17 protein-coding genes and 1 tRNA gene are annotated in these 16742 nt (G+C 70.8%); 12 read left to right on the top strand and 6 right to left on the bottom strand.

Annotated features, from left to right (window positions below; translation table 11 throughout):
* Nucleotides 1–19: 19 nt before the first annotated feature.
* The 4 genes from AB0H62_RS05525 to AB0H62_RS05510 are packed head-to-tail and all read left to right on the top strand — an operon-like array spanning nt 20 to nt 2508.
* Nucleotides 20–466 (top strand): hypothetical protein, encoded by a 447-nt coding sequence (locus AB0H62_RS05525; protein WP_220245636.1) that lies wholly within the window; start codon nt 20–22, stop codon nt 464–466.
* Complete coding sequence (locus AB0H62_RS05520; protein ID WP_360584292.1) at nt 463–924, top strand: GNAT family N-acetyltransferase; 462 nt, start codon at nt 463–465, stop codon at nt 922–924. Before AB0H62_RS05525 ends, AB0H62_RS05520 begins: the two co-directional genes overlap by 4 nt.
* Nucleotides 925–956: 32 nt before the next feature.
* Nucleotides 957–2006 carry a pseudaminic acid synthase gene (pseI, locus tag AB0H62_RS05515; protein ID WP_360584290.1) on the top strand — a complete coding sequence of 350 codons (1050 nt, stop codon included), beginning with the start codon at nt 957–959 and terminating at the stop codon, nt 2004–2006.
* Nucleotides 2007–2016: 10 nt separating this feature from the next.
* Nucleotides 2017–2508, top strand: a complete 492-nt coding sequence (locus AB0H62_RS05510) for a DUF4345 domain-containing protein (RefSeq protein WP_360584288.1) — start codon at nt 2017–2019, stop codon at nt 2506–2508.
* Here AB0H62_RS05510 and AB0H62_RS05505 read toward each other — a convergent pair.
* Together AB0H62_RS05505 and pseB are read right to left on the bottom strand one after the other, a co-directional pair.
* A complete protein-coding gene (locus tag AB0H62_RS05505) occupies nt 2412–3587 on the bottom strand; it encodes an aminotransferase class V-fold PLP-dependent enzyme (protein ID WP_360584286.1) in 1176 nt (391 codons plus the stop codon). The two genes, AB0H62_RS05510 and AB0H62_RS05505, sit on opposite strands and share 97 nt — an antisense overlap.
* Nucleotides 3580–4563, bottom strand: a complete 984-nt coding sequence (pseB, locus tag AB0H62_RS05500; protein WP_220245641.1) for a UDP-N-acetylglucosamine 4,6-dehydratase (inverting) — start codon at nt 4561–4563, stop codon at nt 3580–3582. Before pseB ends, AB0H62_RS05505 begins: the two co-directional genes overlap by 8 nt.
* 62 nt (nt 4564–4625) lie before the next feature.
* On the opposite strand from pseB, the gene AB0H62_RS05495 reads away from it, so the two are divergent.
* From AB0H62_RS05495 to AB0H62_RS05480, 4 genes are all read left to right on the top strand, one after another.
* The gene (locus AB0H62_RS05495) at nt 4626–5363 is read left to right on the top strand and encodes an NTP transferase domain-containing protein (RefSeq protein ID WP_220245642.1); all 738 of its coding nucleotides are present in this window, start codon (nt 4626–4628) and stop codon (nt 5361–5363) included.
* A complete protein-coding gene (locus AB0H62_RS05490) occupies nt 5360–6331 on the top strand; it encodes a spore coat protein (protein ID WP_360584283.1) in 972 nt (323 codons plus the stop codon). Before AB0H62_RS05495 ends, AB0H62_RS05490 begins: the two co-directional genes overlap by 4 nt.
* 85 nt (nt 6332–6416) lie before the next feature.
* Nucleotides 6417–6845, top strand: a complete 429-nt coding sequence (locus AB0H62_RS05485) for a hypothetical protein (protein WP_360584281.1) — start codon at nt 6417–6419, stop codon at nt 6843–6845.
* A 39-nt stretch (nt 6846–6884) separates the two neighbouring features.
* Entirely contained in the window at nt 6885–8027 is a 1143-nt protein-coding gene (locus tag AB0H62_RS05480) for an epoxide hydrolase family protein (RefSeq protein ID WP_360584279.1), read from the top strand.
* Between the two features lie 1053 nt (nt 8028–9080).
* On the opposite strand, the gene AB0H62_RS05475 is transcribed toward AB0H62_RS05480, so the two are convergent.
* Nucleotides 9081–9656: a bacterial proteasome activator family protein gene (locus tag AB0H62_RS05475; protein ID WP_220245646.1), complete on the bottom strand. Its 576-nt coding sequence runs from the start codon at nt 9654–9656 to the stop codon at nt 9081–9083.
* A gap of 103 nt (nt 9657–9759) precedes the next feature.
* On the opposite strand from AB0H62_RS05475, the gene AB0H62_RS05470 reads away from it, so the two are divergent.
* The gene (locus AB0H62_RS05470) at nt 9760–10959 is read left to right on the top strand and encodes a cysteine desulfurase-like protein (protein WP_220245647.1); all 1200 of its coding nucleotides are present in this window, start codon (nt 9760–9762) and stop codon (nt 10957–10959) included.
* Nucleotides 10960–10980: 21 nt separating this feature from the next.
* Here AB0H62_RS05470 and AB0H62_RS05465 read toward each other — a convergent pair whose 3' ends face one another.
* Nucleotides 10981–11958, bottom strand: coding sequence for an NAD(P)H-quinone oxidoreductase (locus AB0H62_RS05465; RefSeq protein ID WP_360584276.1), 978 nt, complete (start codon nt 11956–11958; stop codon nt 10981–10983).
* Nucleotides 11959–12041: 83 nt separating this feature from the next.
* On the opposite strand from AB0H62_RS05465, the gene AB0H62_RS05460 reads away from it, so the two are divergent.
* Nucleotides 12042–13538, top strand: coding sequence for a M28 family metallopeptidase (locus AB0H62_RS05460; RefSeq protein ID WP_220245649.1), 1497 nt, complete (start codon nt 12042–12044; stop codon nt 13536–13538).
* Nucleotides 13539–13609: 71 nt separating this feature from the next.
* On the opposite strand, the gene AB0H62_RS05455 is transcribed toward AB0H62_RS05460, so the two are convergent.
* Nucleotides 13610–14539 (bottom strand): neutral zinc metallopeptidase, encoded by a 930-nt coding sequence (locus tag AB0H62_RS05455; RefSeq protein ID WP_360584274.1) that lies wholly within the window; start codon nt 14537–14539, stop codon nt 13610–13612.
* A gap of 575 nt (nt 14540–15114) precedes the next feature.
* Here AB0H62_RS05455 and AB0H62_RS05450 point away from each other — a divergent pair.
* Together AB0H62_RS05450 and AB0H62_RS05445 are read left to right on the top strand one after the other, a co-directional pair.
* Complete coding sequence (locus AB0H62_RS05450; protein WP_220245651.1) at nt 15115–15645, top strand: MarR family transcriptional regulator; 531 nt, start codon at nt 15115–15117, stop codon at nt 15643–15645.
* Nucleotides 15609–15693, top strand: a tRNA-Ser gene (locus AB0H62_RS05445). The genes AB0H62_RS05450 and AB0H62_RS05445 overlap by 37 nt, the downstream gene beginning before the upstream one ends.
* Here the strand turns inward: AB0H62_RS05445 and AB0H62_RS05440 are convergent.
* The gene (locus AB0H62_RS05440) at nt 15664–16722 is read right to left on the bottom strand and encodes an alpha/beta fold hydrolase (RefSeq protein WP_360584272.1); all 1059 of its coding nucleotides are present in this window, start codon (nt 16720–16722) and stop codon (nt 15664–15666) included. The genes AB0H62_RS05445 and AB0H62_RS05440 overlap by 30 nt on opposite strands.
* Between the last annotated feature and the right edge of the window lie 20 nt (nt 16723–16742).

The following is a 16742-nucleotide window of genomic DNA, read 5'->3' as shown; positions in this document are numbered from 1 at the left end:
TCCCGAAGGAACCGTCCCCATGGCAGTCCAGAAACTCCGCTCCGGCCTGTTCAACCGGATCGCCCGGCTCATCGACTTCCGCATCGAAGAGCGGATGCGCGAGACCGTTCGCGACCTGAACCACCGCGTCAACGACCTCGAGCACGCGACCGCCGACCACCGGCGCCGGCTCGACGCCGCGGAGTCGGGCCTCGAGCACGCCCGCGGCGACCTGCTCTGGACCCGCGCCGAGCTCGACCGGATCATCCCCCACATCGCCGCGCAGGAGGCGCAGCTCGAGACGCTGCGGGAGTCGATGGCACTCGTGCCGCGCGCCGACAGCGCCGAGATCGCCGAGTCGCGGTCGCTGATCGAGGAGATCCAGCGCCAGCACGCGCAGATCCGCGTCCGGCTCGCCGGCATCGCGCGGTACGAGGACCGGCTGCGCCGCCTCGAGGACAACCGCCTGGCGCCGTCGGCCCAGTGAGCCCGCTCGCGGCTCGCGAGGCCACCGAGGCCGACGCCGAGCTGCTGCTGGCCTGGCGAAACGACCTGCGCACGCGGGAGGCGTCGCGGTCAAGTGGTGTGATCGAGCTAGCTGACCACTTGCGGTGGCTGCGCGGCGTGCTGGCTTCGCCGGATCGGCTCCTGCTGGTCGTTTCCGACGACGACGGGCCCGTGGGCACCGTGCGGTTCGACCGGGAACGACCGGGGGAGTGGGAAGTCAGCATCACGCTTGCTCCGGCGAGCCGTGGGCGGGGACTTTCCCTCGCTGTGCTCACGCTCGGCGAACGCGTGCTCATCGAGCGTGAGGCGGTGAGTGCGATCCTCGCCGCCGTGCACCAGGACAACGCGGCTTCGGCGGCGTTGTTCGAGCGCGCCGGGTACGTCGAGTCGGCGCCCGCCGAGAACGGCTTCCGGTGGCTGCGCAAGACTCGGGGGTGACCCGCACGCGCACCACCGGGAGGACGCCACCCATGTCCGAAGTCCGCATCGGCGCCCACACGCTCGGCCCGGACCGGCCGCCGTTCGTCATCGCCGAGATGTCCGGCAACCACAACGGCGACCTCGACCGCGCTCTCGCGATCGTCGATACCATCGCCGATGCCGGCGCGCAGGCGGTGAAGCTCCAGACCTACCGCCCCGACACGATCACGATCGACGTCGACGGCCCCGCCTTCCGCATCGGCGACGGGCATTCCTTGTGGGGCGGGGAAAACCTGTACAAGCTGTACGAAAAGGCCCACACCCCGTGGGAATGGCACGAACCCATTTTCGAGCGCGCCCGCGCGCGCGGCCTGGAGGCGTTCTCCAGCCCGTTCGACCCGACGGCCGTGGAGCTGCTGGAATCGCTCGAGGTGCCCGCGTACAAGATCGCGTCTTCCGAGATCGTCGACCTGCCGCTGGTTGACTTGTGCGCCCGCACCGGCAAGCCGCTCGTCATCTCGACGGGCATGGCGAGCATCGCGGAGATCGACGCCGCCGTCCGCACCGCCCGCGACGCCGGCAACGACCAGCTCATCGTTCTCGGCTGCACCGCCAGCTACCCGGCCTCGCCGTCCGAAAGCAACCTGCGCGGCCTGCCGGTGCTCGCCGGCGTCACGGGCACGCTCGTCGGCCTGTCCGACCACACGCCGGGCATCGGCGCGCCGCTGGCCGCCGTCGCGCTGGGCGCGGTGGCGATCGAGAAGCACGTGACGCTCGCTCGCGCCGACGGTGGTGTGGACTCGGAGTTCTCGCTGGAGCCCGCCGAGCTGGCCGCGCTGGTGACCGAGAGCCACCGCGCGTGGGAGGCCCTCGGCCGCCCGGTGATCGGCCCGCGCGAGAGTGAGCAGGAAGGCCTTCGCCTGCGCCGCTCGTTGTACGTCGTGGCAGACGTTCGCGCGGGCGACGAGGTGACCTCGTCGAACGTCCGGTCCATCCGCCCGGCCGGGGGCCTGGCGCCGGCCGAGATCACGACGGTGCTGGGCCGCACCTTCCGCGTCGACGCCGCAAAAGGCACGGCTTTGACCTGGGACCTGATCTAGTCTCGGCCGCATGGCACGAGCGAAGTCGCGCAAGGCGTTGCTGACCGTCCTCGGCGTCCTCGGGGCGATCCCCGTCGCCAGCGGCCTGATCGGGATTTTGGGCGGCCCCGAACGCGCCCCGGGCGGCGCCCCCGCCGCGCCCAGCGTCGACAGCGAATACCGCTTCGTCAACACGTTCTGGACCGCGGCGGGCCTCGCGCTCTGGTGGTCGCTCCGTCACCCGGAAAAACGCGCGGCGACCACCCGCGTTGTCCTCGGCACCGCGGCCGTTGGCGGGGTCCCGCGGCTGATCTCGGCTCGGCGGGTGGGCGCGCCCCACCCGGTGTTCCGCGCGGCGATCGTGCTGGAGCTGGTGGTGGTGCCGTTGGTGCTGGTGTGGCACGCGGTGGTGGTGCGCGGTGAGGGTCAGACCCCGAAGAAGCTCCGCACCCCGTCCACAACCCGGCCCACATCCGCGTCCGTCAGGGACGGGAAGAGCGGCAGCGACAGCTCCTGCTCGTAGTACGCCTCGGCGTTCGGGCACAGGCCGCGGCGGTAGCCGAGGTCCTCGAAGACCGGGTGCCAGTAGGCGGGGATGTAGTTGACCTGCACGCCGATGCCCAGCCCGCGCAGGTGGTCGAACAGCGCGCGGCGGCGGCCGTCGAGGACGCGCAGCGGGTAGAGGTGCCAGACGGGGTCGGCGCCGGGCCGCGAGGGCGGGGTGAGGACTCCGCCGACGTCGGCCAGAGCCCCGTTGTAGCGCGCGTGGATCTCGGCGCGGCGCTTCTTGAACTCGGCCAAGCGGGTGAGCTGGCTGCTGCCCAGGGCGCACAGGACGTCGGGCAGGCGGTAGTTCAGGCCGAACTCGTGCACCTCCTGGTGCCAGCCACCCTCGTCCGGGTAGCGCTGCAGGGCCTTGTCGCGCACGAGGCCGTGGTTGCGGAAGGCCTGGGCGCGGCCGAGCAGCTCCGGCGACGCGGTCACGACGGCGCCACCTTCGGCCGTCGTGAGGTTCTTGGTCGGGAAGAACGAGAACGTGGTCAGGTCGGCGAGCGAGCCGACCGGGCGGCCCTGCCAGCTGCCGCCCACGGAGTGCGCCGCGTCTTCCAGCAGCAGTGCGCCCGCGTTGTGCGCGACCTCGGCCAGCGCGTCGAGCTCGGCGGGGTGGCCGGCGTAGTCGACGGCGGCCACGACCTTCGTGCGGTCGGTCACGAGAGCCGCCGCGGCCTCGACGGCTAGGTTGCCGGTGTCCGGCTCGACGTCGGCGAAGACCACCTTCGCGCCGTGCAGCGCGGCGGTGGCGGCGGTGGCGACGAACGTCATCGGCGACGCCACGACCTCGTCACCAGGCTTGATCGCGGCGGCCGCGTACGCGACGTGCAGCGCCGCCGTGCCCGAAGTGACGACAACGGCCGGGGTCCCGCCGGTGTGCAGAGCGAGGTCGGCCTCGAACCGCGCGACGGCGGGACCGGTCGTGAGCCAGTCGCCGCGCAGGACCTCGGTGACGGCGGCGATGTCCTCGTCGGTCACGGACTGGCGGCCGTACGGGAGAAACTCCGCCGACGTGCTCTTTCCCGCGGAGGCGGCGTCGGACTCAGCCATACTGCTCGACCAGCTTGCGAAGTTCGTCCGCTTCGAGCCACAGGTCGTTGGTGTCCGAGCGGTACGCGAACCCTTCGGGCATCGGCTTGCCGTCGGCGGGCGCCTCGTAGCCCCAGCCCGCCAGGTGCGGCTGCACGACGTACCGGTCCGGCAGCTGAACGGTCCGGCGCGCGTCGTCGGGCGCGATCATCTCCTCGTGCAGCTTCTCGCCCGGGCGCACGCCCACCTCGTGCATCGGCGAACCCGGCGCGATGGCCTGCGCGAGGTCGACGAGCCGCATGCTCGGGATCCGCGGCACGTACAGCTCACCGCCGTGCATCTGGTCGAACGAGTCCACCACGAACTGCACGGCCTGCGGCAGCGTGATCCAGAACCGCGTCATGTCCTTGTGCGTGATCGGCAGCGACTCGCCCTGCTCGGCGAGCTTGCGGAAGAACGGGATCACGCTGCCGCGCGAGCCCATCACGTTGCCGTAGCGCACCACGGAGAACCGCGTGACGTGCGCGGCCGCGTAGTGGTTGCCGCTGATGAACATGCGGTCGGCGCACAGCTTGGTGGCGCCGTAGAGGTTGATCGGGCTCGACGCCTTGTCGGTCGACAGCGCGACGACCTTCTTCACGCCGGTGTCGATCGCGGCCTCGATGACGTTCTGCGAGCCCATCACGTTGGTCTGGACGAACTCGAACGGGTTGTACTCACCCGTGTCCACCTGCTTGAGCGCCGCGGCGTGCACGACGTAGTCGACGCCGTGCATGGCGCGCTCGAGGCGGCGGCGGTCGCGGACGTCACCGATGAACCAGCGCAGCCGCGGGTCGTCGTTGAACAGTTGTCGCGCTTCGTACTGCTTCAGCTCATCGCGGGAGAGCACGACCAGGCGGCTGGGGTTCAACTCCGCCAGGGCGTAGGTGATGAACGCCTTGCCAAATGAGCCGGTCCCGCCGGTGAGCAGGATGCTGGAGCCATCCAGCTCGGACATCGACGACCTCCGCGGTTGGGGTTCTTGGTTCTGGCGCGTTGCCGCAGGCCATCATGTCACCCATGCGTGAAGGCCTCGGCGTCAACGCCGTGATCCAGGCCCGGTCCTCCTCGACGCGCCTGCCGGGCAAGGTGCTGCGGCCCCTGGCCGGGCGCAGTGTCCTCGGCTGGGTCGTCCGCGCGGCGGCGGCCGCTCCCGGTGTGGACCAGGTCGTCGTCGCCACCTCGGACGCGGCCGACGACGACGCGGTCGCCGAGGAGGCCGTGCGCTGCGGGGCTCTGGTCGCGCGCGGGCCGCTGGATGACGTCGTGGCGCGCTTCGGCGTGTCCCTGGCCGCCTACCCGGCCGACGCCGTGGTCCGGCTCACCGCCGACTGCCCGCTGCTCGACCCCGCTTTGATCGGCCGGCTGGCGGCGGTTTGGCGCGCGGAACCGTCGCTGGACTACGTGAGCACGACGCTCGTGCGGACGCTGCCGCGGGGCTTCGACGCGGAGTTGGTGCGGGCCTCGGTGCTCGCCGAGCAGGTCGAGATTGCCGAGGGCCCGGACCGCGAGCACGTGACGTCGGCGATCTACCGGCAGCCCTCGCGGTACTCGTGCACGGGCATTGTGGTGAGCCCGGCCGCCGACGACCTGCGCGTCACCCTCGACACCCCGGAGGACTGGGAGCTTCTCTCGGCCGTTGTTTCGGTTCTGGGTGATCAGCCCGCGTCCTGGCGTTCGGTGGTTTCGCTGCTGCGCTCCCGGCCGGATCTGGTGGCTTTGAACGCGCACGTCGAGCAGAAGAAGCTCGGCCAGTGAAGCTCCTGCTCCGCGCCGACGCGTCCGCGGTGATCGGCGCGGGCCACATCGCGCGCGTCGTGGCGTACGCCGAGCGCGCCGTCGCTCGCGGCTGGGACGTCTCTTTCGCGGGCACGACCGACAACGCTGAGTGGCTCGCCTCCCGTTTCGACGCGCTTTCGGTGCCGGTTTTGCCGGTTTCTGACTGGGCTTCCTTGGCCGCCGGCTTCGACGCGGTCCTCGTGGACCACTACGCGCTGGGCGACGTGCGCGCCGAGGTCAACGCCGCGGACGCGCTGCTCGTGTCCCTTGAGGACGACACCTTCGGTCGCCGGCCCGCGGATGTTGTGGTGGACGCCGGGTTCACGCCTTCGCCCCGCCCTTCGGATGGTTCGGGCGTGCTGCTGCGGGGCGTCGAATACACGGCGTTGCGCTCGGGGGTCTTGGCTGCTCGGGCCCGCCGCTCCGCTGTTGCTTCCCCCTCGCCCCATGTCACGGTCGTCTTGGGCGGCGGCGCCGAATGGTCGGGGACGGTCAGCCTGCTGCTCCGCGCCCTCGCCGCCACTGGGCTGCCCTTCTCCGCCGACGCTCTCGTCCGCGGCGAGCCGACTTTGCCGGTTCTGTCGGATGGCCAGTCCATCCGAGTCGCGGCCCCGCACCCGGGCCTGATCGACCTCCTTGCCACCACCGACGTCGCCATCAGCGCCACCGGCGTCACCTTCCTGGAACTCTGCTGCCTCGGCATCCCGACGGCGGCGGTGCAGCTCGTGGACAACCAGGCGCCCGGCTACCGGGCCGCCGTGGACCTCGGCCTGGCAGTGGGCCTGGGCGACGCCGGTTCTCTGGCGGATCGGCTGCCTGCCGTGGTTTCCGCACTGGGTTCGCTGCTGTCGGACGCCGGCTTGCGGTCCTCTTTGTCCTCGGCCGCCGCGTCCACTGTGGATGGACTCGGCGCGGACCGGGTCCTGGATGTCATCGCTTCGAGCTGAGGGGGATTCGACGGATTTCTCAGGCGTTTTCGGCACTGAGCACGCCTCGCCGCAGGACATCGACTGGGCGGCGGTGGAAGCCGCCTTGGGTACCGCGCTGCCCGCCGACTACCGCGCCTACGCCGACACCTATCCGGCCCTGTACCTGGACAAGCTGATCACCATCCGGCACCCGCTGGCCGTGAGCGAGTGGGCGAAACTCGTCGAGGGCGCGAAGCCGGTGCTCGAGCCGTTCGCCTACGGGCGCAGCCAGGTTCCCGACGCCGTGCCGTACCCACTGTTCCCCGAACCGGGCGGCCTGCTGCCCTGGGGGTACGACGACTACTTCTGGCGGACCGCCGGCTCGCCCGAGGAGTGGACCGTGCTCATCTTCGACAATGGCGAGTGGTGGGAGTTCCCGCGCGGCTTCGGCGCGCTGTGGATCGAATGGGCCGGCGGGCGGATCACCACTGCGCCGCTGGGCCGGGAAGACGTCCTGCTGCCCGGGTTTTCCGTCGAGCGCGTGGGTGATTGAGGACCGAACCTGTCCTCAAGGGGTTTTAGCGTTTTCGGCATGACTCTCACCCCGTTCCGCGTCAACGTCCCGCAAGCCGACCTCGACGACCTGCACGAACGGCTCGCCCGGACGCGCTGGCCGGACCAGCCCGAGGGCGTCGGGTGGGAGCTGGGGATTCCGGTGGACGAGGTGAAGGACCTGGCCGAGCACTGGCGCCTGCGGTTCGACTGGCGGGCGGCCGAGGAGCGGATCAACGCGTTCCCGCAGTTCACCACCACCATCGACGGCGAGAACGTGCACTTCCTCCACGTCCGCTCGCCCGAGGAGGGGGCCACGCCGCTGCTGCTGACGCACGGCTGGCCCGGGTCGATCGTGGAGTTCCTCGACGTGATCGGACCGCTCGCCGACCCGCGCGCGTACGGCGGGGACCCCCGCGACGCGTTCCACGTGGTCGTCCCGTCGATCCCCGGCTTCGGCTTCTCCGGACCGACGCGCGACCGCGCCTGGGGCCCGGCCCGCGGGGCGCGCGCCTGGGCTTCGCTGATGACCACCCTCGGCTACGACCGCTTCGGCACCCACGGCGGCGACTGGGGCGCGTTGATCTCCCGCGAGCTCGGCGTGCAGTTCCCTTCGCGGGTGCTCGGGGTGCACGTCACCATGCTGCCCACCGCCGTCGCCCGCTCGGAGTCGGACTTGGAGGGCTTGACCGGCGCCGAACTCTCGCTGGCCGAACGGTCGTTGGAGAAGTCCCGCGCCTTCCAACACACCGGAACCGGCTACGCGATCATCCAGTCGACCAAGCCGCAAACGCTTGCGTACGGCCTCACCGACTCACCCGCCGGCCAACTCGCGTGGATCGCGGAAAAGTTCCGCTCCTTCTCCAACACCACCCACGACCTCATCGACCGCGACGACCTCCTCACCGACGTCGCCGTCTACTGGTTCACCGCCACGGCCAACTCGTCCGCCCGCATCTACGCCGCGTTGGAGGGTCCGTGGGGCGCGCCCCTCCCCGTTTCCACGGTCCCCACCGGCGTCGCGGTGTTTCCCGACGACATCGGCCTGCCCCTCCGCCCCCTCGCCGAACGCACCGACAACATCGCCCACTGGTCCGAGTTCCCGGCCGGCGGCCACTTCCCGGCCCTCGAACAACCGGACGCGCTGAGCGGTGACATCCGGAAGTTCTTCGGGAGCTTGTGAACTTGGGGGTGTGAACGGTCCCTTCGCGCTCAGTCGACGACGCGAGGGGACCGTTCGCGTCCGTGCCGCGGCGCGAGGGGACCTTTCGCGTTCACGAGGCGGCGCGACGGGACCGTTCGTGCTCGCCGGCGTGAACGGTCCCTTCGTGCTCGGTCGCCAGCGCGACTGGACCGTTCGCACCTACTCGGCGGCGCGAAGGGACGGTTCGCACCGGTGCCGCGGCGTGAGGGGACCGTTGGCGGTCACGCCGCGGCACGACTGGACCTTTCGCGGTCAGGTGGCGGCACGACTGGACCTTTCGCGGTCAGGTGGCGGCACGAGGGGACCACTCGCGCTCGCCGGCGGGAACGGTCCCCTCGTGCTCGATTGCCAGCGCGACTGGACCGTTCGCGCCCACCTGGCGGCGCGAGGGGACGGTTCATGTCCGGGTGGCGCGGCGGCGAGGAGACCGTTCGTGCGGGCGGCTGGGCGTGGAAGGACCGTTCGCGCTCGGTCCCGGCACGAAAGGACCGTTCGCGCTGCGGCGCCGGTTCGGGCGGACCGTTCGCGGCCGCCCACGGGATGAGAGGACCGTTCGTGCTCCGGCAGCGGAGCGGGGGGACCGTTCGCGGCTATGCGGCGGCGCGCTGGGACCGTTCGCGCCCACCGGTATGACCGGCCCCTTCGCGCTTGGTCGACGGCGCGACCGGACCGTTCGCACTCAGTCGACGGCGCGACCGGACCGTTCGCACTCAATCGGCGGTGCGAAGGGAGCGTTCGCACCGAGTTGGCGGCGCGAGGGGACCGGTCGCGGCCGCCCGCGCGGCATGAGGGGACCGGTCGCGCTCCGGCAGTGGTGCGAGAGGACCGGTCGCGCGCGAGCGAGGGCACGAAGGGATCGCTCGCGACCACAACCAACCCGACCAACCAACCCAGCCAACCCGACCAACCGCGAAAAGCCCACTCACCCCAAAACAGCAAGAAGGGACCGTTCACACGCCACCCAGCGCACGAACGATCCCCTCATCACCAACGCCTCAGCGCGTCGAGCAAGACCTCAAGACCCTCAAAACCTCACAAATACTGCCCAGTCCCACTGATCCCAGGCCTCTGCCCCTCAGCACCAGGACCACCCGGCATCACCGCACCCGACGACCCCGCCGGTAACCCCCGGCGCATCTGCTCCAGCTGCACCCGCGCCGCCATCTGCTGGGCGAACAGGGCCGTCTGGATGCCGTGGAACAGCCCCTCCAGCCACCCCACCAGCTGGGCCTGCGCGATCCGCAGCTCGGCGTCCGACGGAGTCGAGTCGTCCGCGAAGGGGTGCACCAGGCGCTCCAGTTCCTCGCGCAGCTCGGGCGCCAGGGCCTCCTGCAGCTCGCGCACCGAGTTCTGGTGGATCTCGCGCACCCGGTTTCGGCTGGCGTCGTCCAGCGGGGCCGCGCGGACTTCCTCCAGTAGCTGCTTGATCATCGTCCCGATGCGCATCACCTTGGCGGGCTCTTCGATCAGCTCACCGACGGCCTCGTCGGCATCGCCGTCAGGCACGGTGGAGCCGACCGGGACCCCGTCGGGGCCGACGACCACCACGTGGGGGGTCGACTCGGCGTCGGAAGTCTGCCGGAAGTTCGGCTCGCTCATGGGCTCCATCCCAATCAGAATCGCTGGCGGTCGTGTCCGAGCCTAGCGCCATCCGCGGCCCCGGACCCAACCCCGCGGTAACCGCTAAACCGCACGTCCGTACGGTGTCACCATGGCGTTCGACGTCGCTCGTATCCGTGGGTTGTTCCCCGCGCTGGGTGACGGCTGGATTCACTTCGACGGCGCCGCCGGAATGCTGGTCCCGGAACAGGTCGCTTCGGCCGTTTCGACGGCCATGCGTGCCCCGGTGTCCGGGCCGGGGGGAGCGTTTCCGGCCTCACAGCGTGCGGAGAGCATTGTCACCGCGGCCAGGCGAGCAGTGGCAGATCTGGTCGGGGCGGACCCGGCTGCCGTCGTGCTCGGGCCGAGTGCGCCGGTGATGCTGAGGCGCCTCGTCGACGCGCTGGCGGAGCGCTGGACGATCGGCGACGAGGTCGTCGTGTCCCGGCTCGACGAAGAGGCGAACCTCGCGCCGTGGCAGCGCGCCGCGAAGCGTGTGGGCGCGGTCGTGCGCTGGGGTGAGATCGACATCGAGACGTGCGAGCTGCCCGCGTGGCAGTACGAGAACCTCGTGTCCGCCCGCACCAAAGCCGTCACGGTCACGCTCGCGTCCGGCTCGGTCGGCACGCGACCCGACGTTCCGACGGTGATCGAGTTCGCCAAGCGCGTCGGCGCGCTCGTGGTGGTGGACGCGACGTACGCGGCCCCCTTCGTGCCCCTCGACCTCGCCGAGCTGGGCGCCGACGTCATGGTCGTCTCCGCACAGGCGTGGGGCGGCCCGTCGGTGGGCGCGCTCGTGTTCCGCGATCCCGAGATGCTCGAACGCATCCCGTCCGCCTCGCTCGACCCGGCCGCCCGCGGCGCCGCGCGCCTCGAGCTCGGCCCCCACGCGTACCCGCTGCTGGCCGGACTCGTCGCCTCGATCGACTACCTCGCCGGCCTCGACGACGCCGCGTCCGGCTCGCGCCGCGAAAGACTCGTGACGTCCCTCGGCTCCGCCAAGTCGTACCACGCTGGCCTGCTCGCGCAGCTGTCCACGGAGCTCCGCTCGCTGCGGCACGTGATGGTGATCGGCGACGCGATGCGCCGCATCCCCGCGCTCGCGTTCGCCGTGCAGGGCAAGAAATCGCCGGAAGTCGCGGAGTACCTGGCGTCGCAAGGCCTATGCGCCTTCGCCGACGACGGATCGGCCGGCGTGTTCGCGTCGCTCGGCGTCGGCGAGGTGGGTGGCGCGGTGCGCATCGGGCTCGCGCACTACTCCAACGTCTTCGAGATCAACCAGCTCGTGCGCGTCCTGGAAGAGCTGCGCTGACGACCAGCGCAGCTCCCCGGCTCAGGACTTCGCGGTCAGCAGGATCTTCCCGAACACGTCGCCGTCTTCCAGCATCCGGTGCGCGGAAGCGGCCTCGGCCATCGGCACGACCTGGCCGATGATCGGCTTCACGGACCCGTTCTCCACCAGCGGCCACAGGCGTTCACGCACGTCGGCGACGATCGCGGCCTTCTGGTCCAGCGGGCGGAACCGCAACCCGGCGGCGAACACGCTCGCGCGCTTGCCCAGCAGGCTGCCGATGTTCAGCTCGCCCTTGATCCCGCCCTGCATGCCGATGATCACGAGCCGGCCGTCGGTGCGCAGTGCGTCGACGTTGCGCTGCAGGTACTTCGCGCCCATGTTGTCGAGGATGACGTCGGCGCCCTTGGCCTCGGCCCGCAGGACCTCGACGAAGTCCTGCTCCTTGTAGTTGATCGTGATGTCGGCGCCGAGCTGGCGGCAGCGTTCCAGTCGCTCGGGCGAACCGGCGGTGACGGCGACGGTCGCGCCCAGCGCCTTGCCGACCTGGATCGCGTGGGTGCCGATGCCGCCCGCGCCGCCGTGGACCAGCAGCGTCTGGCCTTCGGCGAGCTTCGCGTGCATCACGACGTTGGCCCACACCGTGCACGCGACTTCCGGCAGCCCGGCCGCCGCGAGCAGCTCGACCTCACCGGGCACGGGCAGGAGCTGGCCGGCGGGCACGACCACGCGCTCGGCGTAGCCACCGCCCGCGAGCAGCGCGCACACCTCGTCGCCGACCTGCCAGCCTTCGACGCCCTCGCCCAGCTCCGCGATCGTGCCGGAGCACTCGAGGCCGATGGTCTCGCTCGACCCGGGCGGTGGCGGGTAGTTGCCCTGGCGCTGCAGCAGGTCCGCCCGGTTGACCGCGCCGGCGGCCACGTCGAGCAGCACTTCACCGGGGCCGGGGCTGGGGTCGGGGACTTCGGTCCACTCGAGAACTTCGGGACCGCCGGGTTCGCGGATCGTGATCGCGTACATGCGCCCGACTGTATCGCCCACGTCGCAGTCTCCGCCGAATGCCGCATTGACGTTCCGGACACCGGGCACAAAGGTGAGCAACCATGTCATTAACTCGTAAAAGACTCATCCCGCCGGTGATCCTGGCGGCCTGCGCGACTCTGGCACTGGGCACCACCCCGGCCGTGGCCGCGAAGAGCGACGATCTCGCCAAGCAGCTGACGAAGAAGGTGACCCTCGACGGCGTCAACCGCCACCTGATCGCGCTGCAGCGCATCGCCGACGCCAACGGCGGCACCCGAGCCGCGAGCACCGACGGGCACAAGAAATCCGCCGAGTACATCGCGGGCAAGCTCGAAGCCGCGGGCTTCAGCGTCACGCGGCAGGAGTTTCCCTTCACCTACAACGAAACCCTCGCCGAGACGCTCACCGTCGACGGCGCCGGCGTGCCCGTGATCGCGATGGAGTACACGCCGTCGACGCCGGTCGGCGGCATCACCGCGCCCCTGGCTGTCGTTCCCGCCGACGCCACCCCGGGCTGCGAAGCGAGCGACTACACCGGCGTGACCGGCAAGATCGTGCTCGTGCCGCGCGGCGCGTGCCCGTTCGCGCAGAAGCAGCAGGCCGCGGCCGACGCGGGGGCGATCGGCGCGCTCATCTCCAACAACGAACCCGGCCCGCTCAACGGGACACTCGGCACCCCCGCCGACGCGCGTATCCCCACCGGCGGCCTGTCGCAGGCCGACGGCCAGGCGCTCGCCGCGAAGGACGGCGCCACCGTGCAGCTGGAGCTGCGCACCTTCCAGGAAGCGCGCACCAGCTACAACGTGATCGCCGAGACGAAAACCGGCCGCAAGGACAACGTCGTGATGCTCGGCTCGCACCTCGACAGCGTCCCGGCGGGCCCCGGCATCAACGACAACGGCACGGGCTCCGCGGCCCTGCTCGAGACCGCGCTGCAGCTGGGCGCGAAGCCGAAGGTGAACAACGCTGTGCGCTTCGGCTTCTGGAGCGCGGAGGAGTTCGGGCTCGTCGGGTCCACGTACTACGTCGATTCGCTGAGCTTCGAGCAGCAGCTCGACCTCGCGCTGTACCTGAACTTCGACATGATCGGCTCGCCCAACGCCGGCTACTTCGCCTACGACGGCGACGATTCCGACCACGTCGGCGCGGGCCCCGGCCCGTACGGCTCGGCGCAGATCGAGAAGACGTTCGTCGACTACCTGACCGGCCGCGGCGTCGCCATCGAGGGCACCGACTTCACGGGCCGCTCGGACTACGGCGAGTTCATCGCCGTCGGCATCCCGGCGGGCGGCCTCGACACGGGCGCCGAGGTGCTCAAGACCCAGGCCCAGGCTACGAAGTGGGGCGGCACGGCGGGTATCGCGTTCGACCCGTGTTACCACCAGGCGTGCGACAACCTGGGCAACGTCGACCGCGTCGCCCTGGACCGCAACGCCGATGGCCTCGCGTGGGCGCTGGGTGTCTACGCGACCAGCACGGAGTCGGTGAACGGCGTCGCGCCCGGCAAGCCGGGCAAGGCCGCGAAGAAGCACTCCGCGCACAAGCTCGCCGCGACCGGAGACACGGCGGCCGCGTAGGTTCCGAAACAAGGAAGGGCACCTTGAGGGACTCAGAGTCCCTCAAGGTGCCCTTCCTTGTTTTGCGCGGGTCAGCCCAGGTTGTTGGTGCTGAACGTGTTGCAGCGCGCCGGCTGCCCTGAGGTGAAGCCGGTGGTGAACCACTTCTCCCGCTGCGCCGACGTGCCGTGGGTGAAGCTCGACGGGTCCGCCTGCCCGCTGCCGAGCTTCGTCTGGATGTAGTCGTCGCCGATGCGCGACGCCGTGTCGAGGGCGCTGGCGATGTCGTCCTGAGTGATGTTCTGCACCAGCGGCTTACCGGATTCCGTCGGTGTCGTCGAGGCGTGGTTGGCCCAGACGCCGGCGTAGCAGTCGGCCTGCAGCTCCAGCCGGACGGAGCCCGACGTCGGCCCGGTGCCGGTGCCGCGCTTGGAGGTGCCGGTGAGGTTCTGGACGTGGTGGCCGTATTCGTGGGCCAGCACGTACGCCTCCGTGAACAGCCCGCCCTGCGCGCCGAAGCGGGTCTTGAGCTCGTCGAAGAACGAGAGGTCGATGTATACGTCGGAGTCGGCCGGGCAGTAGAACGGGCCCGTGTCCGACGTCGCGCTGCCGCAGCCCGTGCGCACGCCGCCGGTGAAGAAGCGCGTCGGCGCCTTGCGGTAGGTCTGGCCGCTGCGCGCGAACTCCTGCGACCAGTAGTCCTGCACGGAGTTGATGATCGCGACGATCGCGCAGTCGTGGTCGCGGTTCGCGTCCGCGCCGGTGTGGCACTTCTGCGAGAGCGTGGTGCTCTCCAGTTGCTGGCCGGACCCGACGTTGTCGAGGCCCAGTCCGCTCGACGCGCTGTTGGTTCCGAGGCTCGCCCCGCCGAACTGCGAGATCAGGAAGTAGATGATCAGGCCCACCACCCCGATCCCGCCACCCCCGATCGCCACGCGGCCGCCGATGCCACCGCCACCACCGCTGCCGCGGAGGTCCTGGACCTCCGAGGTGTCCAGCCCCGCGTCGTCGTCGAATTGCACAGCGGCAGCGTAACGGGCGAGCCGGACACAAGCCGTCCTGCGGGCCGTACCCCGGATACAAGCCTGGGTGCGGCCCATGCGCTGCGGACCGCACCCAGGAACTACCGAGGTTCTTCTGTTGACGGCGGTTGGCCACCGGCCGGGCCGGCGTCCGGCGGAGCCGTCGCGGTGCCGAGGCCGCGAGGAGAGAACAACGCCAGATCGACGCCGGATGCGCGAGAAGAATGCCGAGCGCACCGTAGATGCCCACTCGTGCTGTTCACAGTCGCGACCGGTCCGTATTCAGGCCGTGCCGGCCGCGGGGACACAGCGGGCGGTCAACCGCGGGAATCACCTGCCATGCAACCACCTGGCCTTCCCGGTGGGAGGTCGGTCCGACGGTGCCCTGACGGCCCGCCTGATACCTGATCAGCCCATCCGTTGACAAGAAGGATGCGCTTTTTCGGCTCAAGTCTCAACCGTTTCGTAACCCACCTTCGGGGGAAGCTTCCCGAGTTTTTCACCTGACTCCTCGGTTGGGTCTCGACCTGGTGCCGGGACGCGCAGCGCGTCGGCCCGCCTTCTACCCTTTTGCGATGACCGACGAGCAGGCCGTGCGCTGGCTGACCGGCGTCGAGCAGCACGCGTGGCAGATGTACATCGTCGCCTCGCTCCGGCTGCGCCAGCGCCTGCATCGCGAGCTCACCGAGGCCCACGGGGTTTCGCTCGCCGACTACGAGGTGCTCGTCTGCCTCGCCATCTACCCCGACAAGCGCGTCCGGATGTCCGAGCTCGCCTACCAGCTGGGCTCCACGAAGAGCCGCCTGTCGCACCAGATCAGCAAGCTGGAGGTCGGCGGCCTCGTCCGGCGCTGCCCCGACCCGGACGACAAGCGCGGCGTCATCACCGAGCTCACCGGCGCCGGCCAGGCCCTGCTCGACGCCGCCGCGCCGACCCACGTGCGCGGCGCCCGCGAGCACCTCATCGACCTGCTCACCCCGGAGGAACAGTCCACGGTCGGCGCGGTGTTCGGCCGCGTCCTCGAACACCTGGACGACCTGGACAACCGGCGCGATACCCTGACCGACAGGGAAGCGTGGCAGAGCGGCCGAATGCAGACGCCTTGAAAGCGTCCGTAGGGAAACCTACCGGGGGTTCAAATCCCTCCGCTTCCGCAAGTGCGCGTCGAAAAAGCCGCTGAGGGCGGCTTTTTCCTTGCGCAGCATGGTCTCCGGGTCTACGTCGCCGATCACGGCGCGCACCTTCGCCGGGTCGGCGCCGAGCTGCGGCAGCCACGCCTGGTAGTCCGTGAACGAGCCGTGCTCGCCCGCCGGCTCGTGGAGGTCGACGAGCGGCCCCTGCTGATGGCTGACGAACGAAGCCCAAGACGGATCGATCGCGCTGCTGTGGTCACCCGCGCTCATCAGCAGGAACGGCCGGTCCAGCCCCTCGGTCGCGGCTCGGCCGAACCGGCCCTCGGCCGCGTTGAAGACCATGCTGCCGTCGAGGTTCGCGCCGGCCACCACGCGCGGGTCGGTGGCCATGACCTCGGCCGCGGTGAACCCGCCGGCGGAGTGGCCGAACATGCCGACGCGGTCGAGCCCCAGCCGGTCCAGCACGAACTCCACGTCGGCCACGCGGGTAGCGATGAGCTTCCGGTTCACGGCTTCCGATGAAGGCGGCAGTGTGCTCGGTTCGACGCGTCCGCCGGGCAGGTCCACCGCGAGCGCGTCGTGCGTGTGGTCGAGGCTGACGACGACGTAACCCTCACTGGCCAGCTGCTCGACCAGCACGGTGCCGAGCAGGCGCGAGCTCTGCGCGCCGGGGGAGTAGAGGAGCACCGGGTGCCGGCCGGGCAGCATCGGCGCGCCCGCGCGGGCGGGTGTCGTGAAGCCGAAGTCGAACGGGCCGGCGCCGAGGGCGGCGTGGGCCTGCGCGTTCACGGCCGCGGCGATGCCGTCCGGCAGGTACGGCGCCGGCCGGCCGCCGGGCAGCGCCGGATAGGTGAGCGTGATCATCAGCTCGCGCGGCCCGCCGGTCCACGGGTCTTCGCGCGTCCGGTCCACGAGGTAGCGGTCCTGCGTGCCGACGGCGTGACGCCCGCTCGGCGCGGGCAGGTGCAGCCGCGGCGCGGCCGTCGCGGGGACGGAGCCGAGCAAGCACAGCGCGGCGGTGAAAACGGCGATCAGGGATCTTTTACGCATGCCGCCGACGCTAGGGAGAC

Origin of the sequence: Amycolatopsis sp. NPDC050768 (genome assembly GCF_040654155.1) — a bacterium.
Lineage (GTDB): Bacteria > Actinomycetota > Actinomycetes > Mycobacteriales > Pseudonocardiaceae > Amycolatopsis.
Note: the sequence above shows the minus strand (reverse complement) of the source record. Positions and strands in the feature narration are given on the sequence as shown.

Excerpts from the sequence above, each read along its gene's own strand:
- AB0H62_RS05505 (WP_360584286.1), bottom strand. The coding sequence starts at position 3,587 with ATGGCTGAGTCCGACGCCGCCTCCGCGGGAAAGAGCACGTCGGCGGAG.
- AB0H62_RS05440 (WP_360584272.1), bottom strand. The coding sequence starts at position 16,722 with ATGCGTAAAAGATCCCTGATCGCCGTTTTCACCGCCGCGCTGTGCTTG.
- AB0H62_RS05495 (WP_220245642.1), top strand. The coding sequence starts at position 4,626 with ATGCGTGAAGGCCTCGGCGTCAACGCCGTGATCCAGGCCCGGTCCTCC.
- AB0H62_RS05480 (WP_360584279.1), top strand. The coding sequence starts at position 6,885 with ATGACTCTCACCCCGTTCCGCGTCAACGTCCCGCAAGCCGACCTCGAC.
- AB0H62_RS05450 (WP_220245651.1), top strand. The coding sequence starts at position 15,115 with ATGACCGACGAGCAGGCCGTGCGCTGGCTGACCGGCGTCGAGCAGCAC.
- AB0H62_RS05470 (WP_220245647.1), top strand. The coding sequence starts at position 9,760 with ATGGCGTTCGACGTCGCTCGTATCCGTGGGTTGTTCCCCGCGCTGGGT.
- AB0H62_RS05510 (WP_360584288.1), top strand. The coding sequence starts at position 2,017 with ATGGCACGAGCGAAGTCGCGCAAGGCGTTGCTGACCGTCCTCGGCGTC.
- pseI (WP_360584290.1), top strand. The coding sequence starts at position 957 with ATGTCCGAAGTCCGCATCGGCGCCCACACGCTCGGCCCGGACCGGCCG.
- pseB (WP_220245641.1), bottom strand. The coding sequence starts at position 4,563 with ATGTCCGAGCTGGATGGCTCCAGCATCCTGCTCACCGGCGGGACCGGC.
- AB0H62_RS05525 (WP_220245636.1), top strand. The coding sequence starts at position 20 with ATGGCAGTCCAGAAACTCCGCTCCGGCCTGTTCAACCGGATCGCCCGG.
- AB0H62_RS05460 (WP_220245649.1), top strand. The coding sequence starts at position 12,042 with ATGTCATTAACTCGTAAAAGACTCATCCCGCCGGTGATCCTGGCGGCC.
- AB0H62_RS05465 (WP_360584276.1), bottom strand. The coding sequence starts at position 11,958 with ATGTACGCGATCACGATCCGCGAACCCGGCGGTCCCGAAGTTCTCGAG.
- AB0H62_RS05475 (WP_220245646.1), bottom strand. The coding sequence starts at position 9,656 with ATGGAGCCCATGAGCGAGCCGAACTTCCGGCAGACTTCCGACGCCGAG.